The following is a 14,385-nucleotide window of genomic DNA, read 5'->3' on the forward strand; positions in this document are numbered from 1 at the left end:
ATCGCCTGGTCACTCATGTCACGCCCCTCAGTAGCTCTTCGGCAGCCCGAGCGAATGCTGGGCGACGTAGTTGAGGATCATCTCCCGGCTGACGGGCGCGATCCGGGGCAGCCGGGACGCGGCGAGCATCCCCGCCAGGCCGTACTCGACCGACAGTCCGTTGCCGCCGAGGGTCTGGATGGCCTGGTCGACCGAGCGGGCCGAGACCTCTCCGGAGGCGTACTTGGCCATGTTCGCGGCCTCCCCGGCGAGGTCGTCGCGGCCGGCGTCGACCAGGGCGGCGGCCTTGCGCATCATCAGCCGCGCGAGTTCCAGCTCGATCTTGCACTGCGCGAGAGGATGGGCGACACCCTGGTGCGCGCCGATGGGGGTCTTCCACACGGCGCGCTCGTTGGCGTACTTCGCGGCCCGGTCCAGGGCGAAGCGCGCGGTACCGCACGCCATCCCGGAGGCCATGATGCGCTCGGGGTTGAGGCCGGCGAACAGCATGAGCAGGGCGGTGTCGCCGTCGCCGATGAGCGCCTCGGCGGGCACGCGGACGTCGTCGAAGTACAGCTGGAACTGCCGCTCGGGCGTGCGGACCTCGGTGGGGATGTGCGTCCGCTCGAGGCCGGGCGCGTCGGTGGGGACCATGAACAACGCCGGTTCGAGCCGACCGGAGGTGGAGCCCTCGAGGCGCGCCACGACGAGGATCGCGTCGGCCTGGTCGACGCCGGAGATGTACGTCTTCCGGCCGGAGATGAGGAAGTCGGAGCCGTCGCGACGGGCCGTCGTGGTGATGGCGTGCGAGTTGGACCCGGCGTCGGGTTCGGTGATCGCGAACGAGGTGATCGTCTCGCCCGACGCGATGCCGGGCAGCCAGCGCTTCTTCTGCTCCTCGGTGCCGAACCGCGAGATGATGGTGCCGTTGATGGCCGGAGAGACCACCATCATGAGCAGCCCGGCGCCGGCGGCGGAGAGCTCCTCCTCGACGATCGAGAGCTCGGTCATCCCGGCGCCGCCGCCGCCGTACTCCTCGGGCAGGTTCACGCCGAGCAGGCCGAGCTTCCCGGCCTCGGTCCACAGCTCGTCTGTGGTCTCACCCGCGTCGGACTTGGATCGCATGTACTCGAGCCCGTAGCGCGAGCCCAGGTCGTAGGCGACCTTCCGGAGCTGGGCCTGCTCGTCGGTGTCGATCACGGGGTTGGGGATCTGTGAGACGTCGGTCATCGTGATTACTCCTGCGTGGTGGCGTCGGTGCTGTCGGTGTGGGTGCCGGGTTCGGTGACGACGGCGAGGACCGTTCCCGACTCGACCTGGGTGCCGACCTCCACGGGGAGCTCGGTGACGACTCCGTCGACGGCGGCCGCGATGGTGTGTTCCATCTTCATGGCCTCCATCCACAACAGGGGCTGGCCTGCGGTGACGGTGTCCCCGACGGAGACGGCCACCCGGATGACCGCGCCGGGCATGGGTGCGAGCAGGGACCCCGCCGCGACCTCGGTGGCCGGGTCGGTGTACCGGGGCGGCTCGGTGAGCGAGACGGGGCCGAGCGGCGAGTCGACCTCGACGACCGTGTCGGCGCCGGGTGTCTCGTAGCGCGCCACGGTGAACACCCGGCGCACCCCCCGGATCGCGAGGACGGCGGAGTCGGCGGACACGTCCTCGATGCTGACGACGTCGGCGAGCTCACCGTCCGGACGGGGGCCCGAGCGGTCGCGGAGGTAGCTCACCTCGAGCTCGTCCTCGCCGATCCGGAACGTGCGCTTCTGGAGGGTGCGACCGACGTTGCGGAACCCGGGCTGTGCCCGAGCCACCGGTCCGGCGAGGTGATCGGCGGTGCCGGAGACGACCGCGGCAGCCAGGGCGGAGATCCGCACCGCCTCGGGGTCCGCGAGCGGGGCGGCCAGCGACTCGGTGCCGTGATCGTCGAGGAACGCGGTCGAGAGGTTGCCGGCGATGAACTCGGGGTGACGCAGTACGCGGACGAGCTGCGCGCGGTTGGTGGTCAGGCCGTGGACCTTCGCGCGGGACAGTGCCCCGGCGAGGGAGGCACAGGCCTCGGCGCGGGTGCGTCCGTAGGAGATCACCTTGGCCAGCATGGGGTCGTAGTGCACGCCGATCAGGGCGCCGTCGGGGCCCGGTTCGACACCGCTGTCCAGGCGGATTCCCGGGCGGTGCGGCCCGGAGAACCGCGCGGAGACGCCCGGAACGTCGAGCGCCCACAGGGTCCCCGACCCGGGCGCGTAGTCGTTCGCGGGGTCCTCGGCGTACAGGCGCGCCTCGAGCGACCATCCGTGGGCGGCCGGCGGTTCGGCGGACGGCAGCGGCAGGCCTGCGGCCACGTCGAACTGGAGGGCGACGAGGTCCAGACCGGTGGTGGCCTCGGTGACCGGGTGCTCCACCTGGAGGCGGGTGTTCATCTCGAGGAAGAAGAACTCGCCGTCGTCGGTGGCCAGGAACTCCACGGTGCCGGCGCCGGTGTACCCGATCGCGGCGGCGGCGCTGCGCGCCGCCTCGTAGAGCTTCTCCCGCATGCCGGGGGTGCGATCGACGAGCGGGCTGGGGGCCTCCTCGATGACCTTCTGGTGTCGGCGCTGGATGGAACACTCGCGCTCCCCGACCGCCCAGACCGTGCCGTGGGCGTCGGCCATGATCTGGACCTCGATGTGCCGGCCGCGCTCGAGGTAGCGCTCGCAGAACACCGCGTCGTCACCGAAGGCCGACCCGGCCTCGCGCTGCGCGGCGGCGATCTCGTCCTGCAGCGAGTCGAGGGTGCGGACGACGCGCATGCCACGACCACCGCCACCGGCGGAGGCCTTGATCAGGACGGGGAGCATGTCGGCGGTGACGTCGGCGGGTTCGAGGTCGGTGAGCATCGGCACGCCCGCGCCGGCCATCATCTTCTTGGCCTCGATCTTCGAGCCCATCGCCTCGATGGCGGCGACGGGTGGGCCGACCCAGGTCAGGCCGGCGTCGATGACGGCGCGGGCGAACCCGGCGTTCTCGGACAGGAAGCCGTACCCGGGGTGGACGGCGTCGGCGCCGGCGGCCTTCGCGGCCTCGATCACCAGGTCGCCGCGCAGGTAGGTCTCTCCCGGGGTGTTGCCCGGCAGGCGGACGGCGGCGTCGGCCTCGCGGGTGTGGGGCGCGTCCGCGTCGGCGTCGGAGAAGACGGCGACGGTGCTCATCCCGAGCGCGCGGGCGGTGTGGTGGACGCGCCGGGCGATCTCGCCGCGGTTGGCCACCAGGACGGACGTGATGGGTGTGGTGCTCATGGTCTCGTTCCTCACATCCGGAAGACGCCGAAGCGGTCGGTTCCGGCGACCTCTCCGGAGTGGATCGCGGACAGGCTGAGGCCCAGCACCGTCCGGGTGTCTCGGGGGTCGATGACGCCGTCGTCGTAGAGCATCCCGGACAGGAACGCCGGCAACGACTCGGACTCGATCTGGTCGGCGATCGCCGCCTTGAGCCCCTCGACGGTCTCGGGGTCCATCTCCTCTCCACGTGCGGCCGACGCGGCGGCCGCCACCGAGGTGACGACGTCGGCGAGCTGCTGGCCGCCCATCACCGCGGACTTGGCGCTGGGCCAGGAGTAGAGGAACCGCGGGTCGAAGGCGCGGCCGCACATCCCGTAGTGGCCGGCGCCGTAGGACGCGGCCGTGATGAGAGACAGGTGCGGGACCTCGGAGTTGGAGACCGCGTTGATCATCATGGCGCCGTGCTTGATGATGCCGCCGCGCTCGTACTCCGAGCCGACCATGTAGCCCGTGGTGTTGTGCATGAACAGCAGCGGGGTGTCGTAGCGGTTGGCCAGTTCGATGAACTGCGTGGCCTTCTGGGCCTCCTCGCTGAAGAGCACGCCGCGGGCGTTGGCGATGATGCCGATCGGGTAGCCGTGGATCTCGGCCCACCCGGTGCACAGGCTCGCGCCGTAGAGGGGCTTGAACTCGTCGAAGTCCGAGCCGTCCACGATGCGGGCGATGATCTCGCGCGGGTCGAAGGGGATCTTGAGGTCGTCGGGCACGATGCCCAGGAGCTCGTCGGCGTCGTAGAGCGGCTCGACCACGTCGGCGCGCGGTGCGCGCCCGGCCTTGGTCCAGCCCAGGCGGCGGACGATGCCGCGGGTGATGCGCGCGGCGTCGGACTCGTCGACGGCGAGGTGGTCGGCGAGCCCGGAGACCCGCGCGTGCATGTCGGCGCCACCGAGAGTCTCCTCGTCGGCGATCTCCCCGGTCGCGGCCTTGACCAGCGGAGGGCCGGCCAGGAAGACCTTGGACCGCTCCTCGATCATGACGACGTGATCGCTCATGCCGGGCACGTACGCGCCGCCGGCGGTGGAGTTGCCGTACACGACGGCGATGGTGGGGATGCCGGCCTTCGACAGCCGGGTGAGGTCACGGAACAGGCCGCCGCCCGGGACGAAGACCTCCTTCTGCGTGGGCAGGTCGGCGCCGCCGGACTCGACGAGGCTGATGACCGGGAGCCGGTTCTTCATGGCGACGTCGTTGAGTCGCAGGATCTTGCGCAGGGTCCACGGGTTGGAGGTGCCGCCCTTGACCGTGGGGTCGTTGGCGATGAGCAGGCACTCGACGCCGGAGACCACGCCGATGCCGGCGACGACGGAGGCGCCGGTCTGGAAGTCCGACCCCCACGCGGCGAGCGCGCACAGTTCGAGGAACGGGGACTCGCGGTCGAGGATCATGTCGATCCGCTCGCGGGCGGTGAACTTGCCGCGCTCGCGGTGGCGGGCGACCTTGCGCTCGCCGCCGCCGGCCAGCGCCGGCTCGAGGTCGGCGGCGAGCTGGTCCAGCTTGCCCTCCATGGCCTCTCTCGCTGCGCCGAACTCGGCGCTCGTGGTGTCCAGTGTGGACCGCAGGATGGTCATGCCGTGTACCCCAAACGTCGTCCGGCGAGGGTGGTGAGGATCTCGGTGGTGCCGCCGCCGATGCCGAGGAGTCGGACGTCGCGGTACTGGCGGCTCACCTCGGACTCGGCCATGAAGCCGAGACCTCCGAAGAGCTGCACCGCCTGGTTGGCGACCCATTCGGCGCACTCGACGGCGGTATTCTTGGCGAAGCAGACCTCGGCGATGGCGTCGTGCCCGGCGACGGCGAGGTCGGCGCAGCGGTGCGTGTACGTGCGGGCCACGTCGATGCGGCGGGCCATCTCGGTGACCGTGTTCTGCACGGCCTGGCGCGACAGCAGCGGGCGGCCGAAGGTCTCGCGTTCGCGGACCCAGGCCAGGGTGAGGTCGAGGCAGCGCTGGGCGTGCGAGTAGCCCTGGGCGGCCAGCGCGATCCGCTCGCCCACGAAGCCGATGGCGATCTGGGCGAACCCGTCGTTCTCGGCGCCGACGAGGTTCTCGACCGGCACCCGGCAGTCGGTGAAGGTCAGCTCCGCGGTGTCGGAGGCGCGCCAGCCCAGCTTCTCCAGCGGGGCCGATCGGTGGAATCCCGGGGTGTCGGTGGGGATGACCAGGAGGCTGACGCCGGACGCACCGGGTAGGTCGTCGCCCCCGGTGCGGACCGCGGTGACGACGAAGTCGGCGCGGGTGCCGGAGGTGATGTACGTCTTGGCCCCGTTGACCACGAAGTGGTCGCCGTCCCGGCGCGCGGTGGTGGTCAGGTGCCCGACGTCCGAGCCCCCGCCGGGCTCGGTGATGGCCAGGGAGCCGATCATCTCGCCGGCCAGGGTGGGCCGGACCCACCGGTCGATCTGGTCGGGGCGTCCGGACTGGGCGAGGTGCGGGGTGGCTATGCCGCACGTGAACAGGGAGGCGAAGACCCCGCCGGACACGCCGGCCTCGTGGAGGGCCTCGCACACGATGATCGAGTCGCGCATGTCTCCCCCGCCGCCGCCGACCTCCTCCGGGAACGACACGCCGAGCAGGCCGAGGTCCCCGGCCGCGCGGTGCAGGTCGCGGGGGATCGATCCGGCGGCCTCCCACTCGTCCTGGTGCGGCAGGATCTCGCGCTCGGCGAAGCGGGTCGTGGTGTCGCGCAGGGCGAGACGTTCGTCGGTGTACCAGGGGTCCCCTGGTGCGTGGGGTGGGACGGTGGGGGCGGTGCTGCGTGGGGCGGCGGGGGCCGTACTGCGTGGGATGGTCACGCGTTCTCCTCGGCGGCCGCGCGGGCGGCATCGGCGGTGGTGGGCACTGGGGCGGTGGGCACTGGGGCGGTGAGGGAGTCGGGGATGTCGACGTGTCGGGAGCGCAGCCACTCGGCCAGGCCCTTGGCCTGCGGGTCCCAGCGGTAGCCGTGGGCGACGCCCTTGCCGAGGAGTCCGTCGATGACGAAGTTCACCGCGTGCAGGCGCGGCAGCTCGTAGCGCTCGATCGGCAGGTCGGCGGCCTCGGGCAGCAGGTGGCGTAACTCGTCGACGGTGAGCGTGGCCAGCATCCAGCGGTAGGCCTCCTCGTCACCGGCCCACAGTCCGATGTTGGCCGTGCCGCCCTTGTCTCCCGAGCGGGCGCCGAGGACGTCGCCGAGAGGGCGGCGGCGGACGGGGCCGGAGGGCGGGACGTAGGCGTCGAGCGGGGCCCCGTCGGCGCCGAGTCCGTCTGAGGCGTGGCCGTCGCCCATCTCCTGCGTCCGCTGCGGCGGCTCGATGTCGACGCGGGTGCCGTCGGGCAACACGGCGACGTGCGGCACCTCGGTCTGCGGGAGGTAGGCGGGGATGTAGACGCCGTACGGTCCGCCGCGGCCGGGCGGTCCGCTCGGGGTGGCCCCGGGGTAGCTGGACAGCGTCATCGCGACGGCGGCGTCGGAGAACGCCCGGCCCACCACGTCGGCGTCCGGATCCCAGGCGACGATGGTCATCATGGCGGTCGCGGCGGCCTGGGTGTCGGCGTCGGGGTGGTCGGTCCGGTGCAGACGGAAGTCGAGCTGGGCGGGTTCCCGCTCGAGGCCGGCGCGGAACTGCCGCTCGACCAGGGCGGCCTTGTCGGCGATGTCGAGGCCGGTGAGCAGGAACGTGACCTCGTTGCGGAATCCGCCGAGGCACGTCACGGACACCTTTGTGGAGGGCGGGGCGGGCTCGCCGACGACTCCGGAGATGCGGACGCGGTCGGTGGCCTCCTGCTCCACGACGGCGGTGTCGAGGCGGGTGACGACGTCGGGACCGCCGTAGCGCGCACCCGTGACCTCGTACAGCAGCTGCGAGGTGACGGTGCCGACGGTGACGGCGCCGCCCGTGCCGGCGTGTTTGGTGATGATCGAGGTGCCGTCGGCGGAGATCTCCGCGATCGGGAACCCGGGGGTCACCGGGTCGGCGATCTCGCCGCGGTTGAAGAAGGCGTAGTTGCCTCCGGTGGCCTGGGTGCCGCACTCGATGACGTGGCCCGCCGCCGTGGCACCGGCGAGCGCGTCGAGGTCGTCGCGGCCCCACCCGAAGTGGCTGACGGCCGGCCCCACGATGACCGAGGCGTCGGTGACGCGACCGGTGACGACGATGTCCGCGCCCGCGTCGAGGCAGCGCGCGATGCCGAACGCTCCGAGGTAGGCGTTGGCGGTGACGGGGACGCCGGCGTCGGCCGGGATGTCGAGTTCGGAGACCCTGGACATGAGGTCGTCACCCTCGACGTACGCGACGACCGGTGACAGTCCGAGGCGCGTACCCAGCTCGCGGATGGCGTCGGCCAGTCCGGCCGGGTTGAGGCCGCCCGCGTTGGCGACGATCTTCACGTTCTTCTCGAGCGCGAGCCCGAGGCAGTCCTCGAGCTGGCGGAGGAACGTCTTGGCGTAGCCGAGCTCGGCGCTCTTCAGCCGGTCGCGTCCCAGGATGAGCATGGTCAGCTCGGCCAGGTAGTCGCCGGTGAGGACGTCGAGCTCGCCGCCGGCGAGCATCTCGCGCATCGCGGAGATGCGGTCGCCGTAGAACCCCGACATGTTGCCGACGCGCAGCGGAGGCACCGTCGACTCAGGCCCCACGCGCAGGGGCGGTGGCGTGGTGGACCCGGTCATGCCCGCGCCCCCTTCTCCCGGCCGCCGCCGGGGAGGCCGGCGAAGGCCTGGGCGATGCGCAGCCACTCCTCGGCGTCCGCGCCGACCGCCTCGAGGGCGGTGTCCTCGCGGTGGACGCGCTGGGTGACCAGCAGGCAGAAGTCGAGGATCGGCCCGGTGACACGCTGCTCGGCGTCGGCGGGGCCGAACTCGACGACGGTGCCGTCGGCCCGCGTGAGCCCGACGTACACCTCGGAGGCAGGGGCCTCGAGGCCGTTCATCATGTAGGCGAAGGCGCGGGTCTTCCACCCCAGCCGGGCGACGTGCGGGAGGGCTCCCACGAACGCCGGGTCGGAGTCGACCGGGACGCCGAGCGCGTCGGCCACGTCGACCCCGTGGGCCCAGGTCTCCATGATCCGCGCGGTGGTCATCGACCTGGGACGCATGGGCGGCCCGAACCACGGGATCTTCTCCCCCGGGTCCGCGGCCTCGAGAGCGTCGGCGAGCTCACCGCGGGCCAGGCGCCAGCGCGCGAGGACCACGTCGCGGCCGGTGGCCGCGATCTCGGCGGCGCCGACGTCGACGAACCCGGTCGGGTCGGCTTCGGCCCTCTCGACGACCGACCGGAAGGCGTCCGGATCGCGGATCGCGGTGACCGAGACCTCGTCGGTCCAGGCCAGGTGGGCGATCTGCATGCCGATATCCCAGCCCGCGGCCGGCGTGTCGGTGTTCCAGCCGTCGGCGCCCGCGCACTCGACGAGTTCGTCCAGTCGGGTGTTGAGCGCGGCGAGGGCCGCGTGCGGGTCCTCTGTGACGGAGGTCTCGGGGTTCGTCATGTGATCACGATGACACCTCGCCGCAAAAAAAGCAAGCGTGATTGTTTGCTTTCCCGCCGGACCTCTGCGAGCCTGACATACGGTGACCCGTGTCACAGACACGCGTTCCCCTCACCCCTCCCCCGAGCCCCTGGAGACATCGTGCGACTCGACCCCACCGGCATCGACCCGACCGACCACGCCCTCGCCCGCCGCTGCTCCGTGGGGGACATCCCCACCCGCGCGGCCGCCACGTTCTCTCACCGCACCGCCCTCACCGACGAGACCGGTTCGTGGACGTATCTCGAGCTCGAGTCCGCCGCCAACCGCTTCGCGCACGGGCTGGTCGAGCACGGCATCCGCGAGTCCGAACCGGTCGCGATCCTCTCCCCGAACTGCCGGGAGTTCGTCGCCACCTACTTCGGGACCGCCAAGGCCGGGATGGTCTCGCTGCCCGTCAATCTGCTGTCCGGGCTCGAGAACATCGCGCACGCCCTGACCGACTCGGGGACGCGCATCGTCGTCGTCCACGGCTCACTCGCGGAGCTCGTCCTCGGAGCGACCGCCGCCATCCCCGGCGTCGAGACCCTCGTCGTCGTCGGCGGGGTCCCGGACGGACTCGAGGCCGCGCCCGACGGACCCACGCTGATCGGCTGGGACGACCTGCTGGCCGACGACGACTCCAACCCGGACACCGTGATCGCGGACCGCCAGGTCGTCCAGTGCCTCTACTCGTCCGGGACCACCTCCCGCCCCAAGGGCGTCCTCACGTCCCACCTCGCGGTGACCGTCGCCGCCCTGGGCAACGGCGCGGTGTTCGGCCTGAACTGGGGCGCGGAGCCGTCCGTCACGGTGTGCCCGCTCCCCCTGTTCCACACCGCCGGCCTCAACGGCGTCCTGCTGTCCGCGGTGACCATGGGCGCGACGGTGCACCTGCTGCCGGGGTTCGACCCCGTCGGGTACGCCGACACCGTCGCCCGCGTCCGCGCCACGCACCTCGTGGGCCTGCCCCTCATGCTGGAGGCGCTCGCCGACGGCACCGACCGGGGACTCGACCTGACCTCGGTCCGGTTCCTCCTCTACGCCATGGCCCCGATGTCGGAGGAGATGCGCCGACGCCTCGAGACCGCGCTCCCCGACGCGCGGATGGTGCTGGCCTCGGGGATGAGCGAGTGCACGCCGGCCACCGTCATGCAGTGGCCCGAGCTCAACCCGGACAAGTCCGACTCGTGGGGCTACCCCACCCCGATCGCCGAGAACCGGATCGCCGAACCCGGCACCGACGAACTGCTGCCGGCCGGCACCGACGGCGAGATCGTCTACCGCGGTCCGACCGTCATGGAGGGTTACTGGAACAACCCGCGGGCCAACGCGGAGGCGTTCGTGGGCGGGCGCCTGCACTCGGGCGATCTGGGGCGCATCGACGACGAGGGCGTGGTGTGGTTCTCCGACCGCGTCAAGGACATCGTCAAGTCCGGCGGTGAGAACGTCTCGTCACTGCACGTCGAGCGCGTCCTCATGGACCACCCGCATGTCGCGGAGGTGGCCTGCGTCGGGCGCCCCGACCCGACGTGGGGCGAGCTGGTCGTGGCGGTGGTCGTGCCCGCCGAGGACGCCCCGGCCGAGGACGAACTCAAGGCCTCGGTGAGGGAGTTCGGTGCCGAGCGGCTCCCCTCGTCGCACCGACCGCGCGACGTCGTGGTGGTGGACTCGATCCCCCGCACCGCGACCGGCAAGATCCGCAAGGTCGAGCTGCGCGCGCTCGCCTGACGGCCGGGGCGGCGCCGGTTCCTAGGGGCCGACCTCGAGCAGCTCGCCGGGGATCTCCAGTCGCGCCGCGGCGAGGTCGGCACCCAGCCCCGGGCGCAGCGCCTCACCGCGCGGCGGACGCGCCACGAGGTTGACCGCGCGGAGGTTGGGCAGCAGGTACAGCCTGGTGTCCATGCCCTCCAGCCCGGGGACGAGCTGGCGGAAGCGCTCCGCGGTGAGCTCTTCCGCGAGCCAGGCGAAGGCCGAGTCGTCCCACGTCCACACCGCGATGTTGACCCCGCGTCCGACGACGCCGCGGCGGACGCCGGCCACCGACCCCAGGGTCGCGGTGACGGGCTCCCCGCCCGGGACGGCGCCCGCCGACCACGGAACCGGCAGCTCCCCCGGTCCGATCGGTGCGGTCTCGCGCGGCACGGGGACCCGGACGCGCTCGCCGTCGGGCAGCACGACCGTGTGCCCGGACTCGTCCTGCGGCAGCGGGCGGGCCACCCGGGCGGGGCGACGGCCGTCCGCGCCGCCCTGGCCGCCCCGGCTCATGCCCACCACCGCGACGACCGGCGGCGCCTGCTCACCGCGGGCGCCGCTGATGCGGACGCGGTCGGTGCCCTCCTGCGCCAGGCGGAGGGAGTCGAGCCGCAGGACGACGTCGGGCGCCGCGTACCGGGCGCCGGCGACGCCGTCGAGGAGCTGGTCGGTGACGGTGCCGACGGTGACCGAGCCGAACGCCGACGGGTGCCGCGTGATCACCGAGCAGCCGTCGTCGGCGATCTCGGCGATCGGGTACCCGCCGGTGACGGGGTCGGTGGTGCGGGTGACGTCGGTGGTGGAGTCGACGACCCCCGTCGCGCCGGGGCCACCGGAGAGCACGTGCCCCACCGCGACGGAGCCGGCGAGGGCGTCGAGGGCGGACGGGGTCCAGCCGTGGTGCGCCGCCGCGGCGCCGGCGACGAGGGCCTCGCGACTGACGCGCCCGGTGACGACGACGACGGCGCCGGCCGCCAGCGCGCGGGCGATCCCGAACGCACCGTGTCGGACGGTGGCCACGTCGACGTCACCGAGTCCGAGCGCGGACGCCCGGTCGGTCACCTCGCCGGGATCGAGGTGGGCCACGGCGAGCTCCACGCCCTTGTCCGCGGCCAGGGCCCGCAGCTCGCGGGCGAGGCCGGCCGGGTCGAGCGCACCCGCGTTGGTGACGATCCGGACCCCGCCGGCCCCGCCCTCGCCGGCCCGGTTCCCGCCGGCACCGTCCTCGCCGGCCCGGCCCGCGACGAGGCGGTCGAGGCACTCGCCGATCTGCACGAGGGCGGCGCGCTCGTAACCCGGGCCGCCCGCCGCCCGCTGCTCGGCGAGTGCCTCGACCGCCTCGTCGGAGAGCATGTCCAGAGCGAGGACGTCGATGGACGCCGCCGCGAGGAACTCGGCAGTCGCGCTGGAACGATCGGTCCGCGACGCGGAGACGTTGCCGATGCGTAGGGGCCTCGGGCTGGTCGTCATCGATCCTCCGGGTGCGTCTGTCGGGATGGTGCTCCTCTACTCCAGCATGCTTCCCGTCGCGGCGAAACGGGTGTGGAAGGAGAACGCCTCCTCGAGCATATGCGGCGTGTTGCCGGCGTCGGGCCGGGCGTTCGCCCTGTCGAGGTAATCGTGGAGCAGCGGCCGGTACGCCGGGTCGGCGCAGTTGTCCACGACGAGGCGGGCCCGCTTGCGGGGGCTGAGCCCGCGCAGGTCGGCCAGCCCGTGCTCGGTGACGATCACCTGGACGTCGTGCTCGGTGTGGTCGACGTGCGGGATCATCGGCACGATCGCCGACACCGCACCGCCCTTCGCGGTGGACGGGCTCAGGAACATGGAGACGTACCCGTTACGGGTGAAGTCGCCGGAACCGCCGATCCCGTTCATGATCCGGGTGCCGCACACGTGGGTCGAGTTGACGTTGCCGTACACGTCCGCCTCGAGCATGCCGTTCATCCCGATGATGCCCAGACGCCGGACGATCTCCGGGTGGTTGCTGATCTCCTGCGGGCGCAGCGTGATGTGATCGCGGTAGAGATCGATGTTGTCGACCAGCTCCTCGAGACCCGCCTGCGACAGGGCCAGCGAGGTGGCCGAGGCGTGCGCGACCTTGCCCTCGCGGATGAGCCGCAGCATGGAGTCCTGGATGACCTCCGAGTAGCAGGTCAGGTTCTCGAACGGCCCGGCCTCCAATCCGGAGAGCACGGCGTTGGCGACGTTGCCGATCCCGGCCTGCAGCGGGAGGAGGCTGCCCGCGGGCATACGCCCGCGCTCGACCTCGTGACGGAAGAACTCCACGACGTGCCCGGCGATGGCCCGGCTGATCTCGTCGGGCTCGGTGAGCGCGCTCGCGGAGTCCTGCCGGTCGGTGGGCACCACGGCGATCACCTTGGCCGGGTCGACCTCCAGATGGGCCTGTCCGATCCGGTCGTCGGGACGGGTGAGCATGATCGGCCGACGCTCGGGCGGCAGCGCGGTGCCGTAGTAGACGTCGTGCATGCCCTCGACGCCCAGCGGCACCCACGAGTTCACCTCGAGGATCACCTTGTCCGCGACATCGAGCCAGGTCTTGTTGTTACCCACGGACATCGCCGGGACGAGCTTGCCGTCGTCCGTCACCGCGGCCACCTCGACCACGGCGACGTCCACGTTCCCGTAGTAGCCCTCCCACACCTGCTGCGCGACGTGCGAGAGGTGGATGTCCACGTAGTCCACGCGGCCCTCGTTGATCGCCCGCCGCGCGGTGGGCTCGCTCTGGTACGGCATCCGGAGGTCGACGCCGTCGACCTCCGCGAGCATCGCCTCGGCCTCGTTGCTCACCGAGGCGCCGGTGAGCAGGTTGACGCGGAGCCGGCCGCCCGCCGCGCGGACGGCCCGCATCCGCTCGGCGAGCGCCGGCGCGAACGCCTTGGGGGTGCCAGCACTGGCGAACCCGCTGATCGCGACGGTGTCGCCGTCCTCGATGCGGGAGACGGCCGTGGCGGCGTCGGTGACGAGGTCCCGGAAGTGCGGATGACGGATACGCGCCGGGTCGAAAGTCGTTCCCGACTGCTGGACAGCAGATCTCATGCGGTGACCATAGCGTCGGTCACACCGCGAACCCGCGTCGCCGGATCGCCGCGGTCCCCCCAACATGGTGGGGCGCACGTGCGCCGGACCCCGCCGGCGCGGACGTGCCAGGTCCTCCCTGCGCGGACCCGTCGGGCGGATAGACTCTCCTGACCGCCCGACCGTCGTGCCCTCCAGGAGTGTGCCCTTGCCCCCCAGGACCACCCCGATCCCCGATCGCATCGACCAGGCACGCGCCAACTGGGAACGCGAGGGATGGGCAGACGCCGCGCAGGGCATGACCGTCGTGACGTCGGTGATGCGCGCGCACCAGATCCTGCTCGCCCGGGTCGAGGAGACCCTCAGGCCCTGGAACCTGTCGTTCCCCCGCTACGAGCTCCTGCGGCTGCTCGCGTTCTCGCGTTCCGGGGCACTGCCCATCACCAAGGCGTCGGAGCGCCTCCAGGTACACGTCACCAGCGTCACCAGCGCCATGAAGCGCCTGCTCGACGCGGGCCTGGTCGAACGTCGCCCGCACCCGACCGACGGCCGCACCACGCTGGTCGAGATCACGGACGACGGTCGGCGCGTGGTGGCCGAGGCGACCGCGGCGCTCAACGCCGGCGTGTTCGCCGACCCGGGGATGAGCCCCGACGAGCAGGTGGCCCTCATCGACGCGATCGCCTCCCTGCGCCGGTCCGCCGGCGACTTCTGACCCCGGGTCCCGCGCGGGTGGCCGGGACGAACCACACGCGTCCGCGCCCCGCGTGTACGGCCGGGCGCACGACACCGCGCCCGGCCCCCTCTCGGGTGGGGCC

10 protein-coding genes are annotated in these 14,385 nt (G+C 72.3%); 2 read left to right on the plus strand and 8 right to left on the minus strand.

What is annotated here, in order from left to right:
• Positions 1–27: 27 nt before the first annotated feature.
• From VYL96_RS11805 to VYL96_RS11830, 6 genes are read right to left on the minus strand one after another with little or no spacing between them, the layout of a single operon-like run.
• On the minus strand, positions 28–1,209 hold the full coding sequence (locus tag VYL96_RS11805) for an acyl-CoA dehydrogenase family protein (protein WP_131885279.1): 1,182 nt from the start codon (positions 1,207–1,209) through the stop codon (positions 28–30).
• A gap of 5 nt (positions 1,210–1,214) precedes the next feature.
• A complete protein-coding gene (locus VYL96_RS11810) occupies positions 1,215–3,257 on the minus strand; it encodes an acetyl/propionyl/methylcrotonyl-CoA carboxylase subunit alpha (RefSeq protein WP_131885280.1) in 2,043 nt (680 codons plus the stop codon).
• Positions 3,258–3,268: 11 nt separating this feature from the next.
• A complete protein-coding gene (locus tag VYL96_RS11815; RefSeq protein ID WP_131885281.1) occupies positions 3,269–4,867 on the minus strand; it encodes an acyl-CoA carboxylase subunit beta in 1,599 nt (532 codons plus the stop codon).
• Entirely contained in the window at positions 4,864–6,090 is a 1,227-nt protein-coding gene (locus VYL96_RS11820; protein ID WP_279432741.1) for an acyl-CoA dehydrogenase family protein, read from the minus strand. The genes VYL96_RS11815 and VYL96_RS11820 overlap by 4 nt, the downstream gene beginning before the upstream one ends.
• Positions 6,087–7,943, minus strand: a complete 1,857-nt coding sequence (locus VYL96_RS11825; RefSeq protein ID WP_131885282.1) for an acyclic terpene utilization AtuA family protein — start codon at positions 7,941–7,943, stop codon at positions 6,087–6,089. Before VYL96_RS11825 ends, VYL96_RS11820 begins: the two co-directional genes overlap by 4 nt.
• Positions 7,940–8,758 (minus strand): TIGR03084 family metal-binding protein, encoded by an 819-nt coding sequence (locus VYL96_RS11830; protein ID WP_131885283.1) that lies wholly within the window; start codon positions 8,756–8,758, stop codon positions 7,940–7,942. The genes VYL96_RS11825 and VYL96_RS11830 overlap by 4 nt, the downstream gene beginning before the upstream one ends.
• 141 nt (positions 8,759–8,899) lie before the next feature.
• On the opposite strand from VYL96_RS11830, the gene VYL96_RS11835 reads away from it, so the two are divergent.
• Entirely contained in the window at positions 8,900–10,507 is a 1,608-nt protein-coding gene (locus VYL96_RS11835) for a class I adenylate-forming enzyme family protein (RefSeq protein ID WP_131885284.1), read from the plus strand.
• Between the two features lie 21 nt (positions 10,508–10,528).
• On the opposite strand, the gene VYL96_RS11840 is transcribed toward VYL96_RS11835, so the two are convergent.
• Together VYL96_RS11840 and VYL96_RS11845 are read right to left on the minus strand one after the other, a co-directional pair.
• Entirely contained in the window at positions 10,529–12,001 is a 1,473-nt protein-coding gene (locus VYL96_RS11840) for an acyclic terpene utilization AtuA family protein (protein ID WP_131885285.1), read from the minus strand.
• Positions 12,002–12,037: 36 nt separating this feature from the next.
• Complete coding sequence (locus VYL96_RS11845) at positions 12,038–13,588, minus strand: succinyl-CoA:acetate CoA-transferase ScpC (RefSeq protein WP_063971869.1); 1,551 nt, start codon at positions 13,586–13,588, stop codon at positions 12,038–12,040.
• A 187-nt stretch (positions 13,589–13,775) separates the two neighbouring features.
• Between VYL96_RS11845 and VYL96_RS11850 the strand changes: the two genes are divergently transcribed.
• Positions 13,776–14,282 (plus strand): MarR family winged helix-turn-helix transcriptional regulator, encoded by a 507-nt coding sequence (locus VYL96_RS11850; protein WP_063971868.1) that lies wholly within the window; start codon positions 13,776–13,778, stop codon positions 14,280–14,282.
• Positions 14,283–14,385: the final 103 nt, after the last annotated feature.

The organism is Dietzia maris (assembly GCF_036287335.1).
GTDB classification, from domain to species: domain Bacteria; phylum Actinomycetota; class Actinomycetes; order Mycobacteriales; family Mycobacteriaceae; genus Dietzia; species Dietzia cinnamea.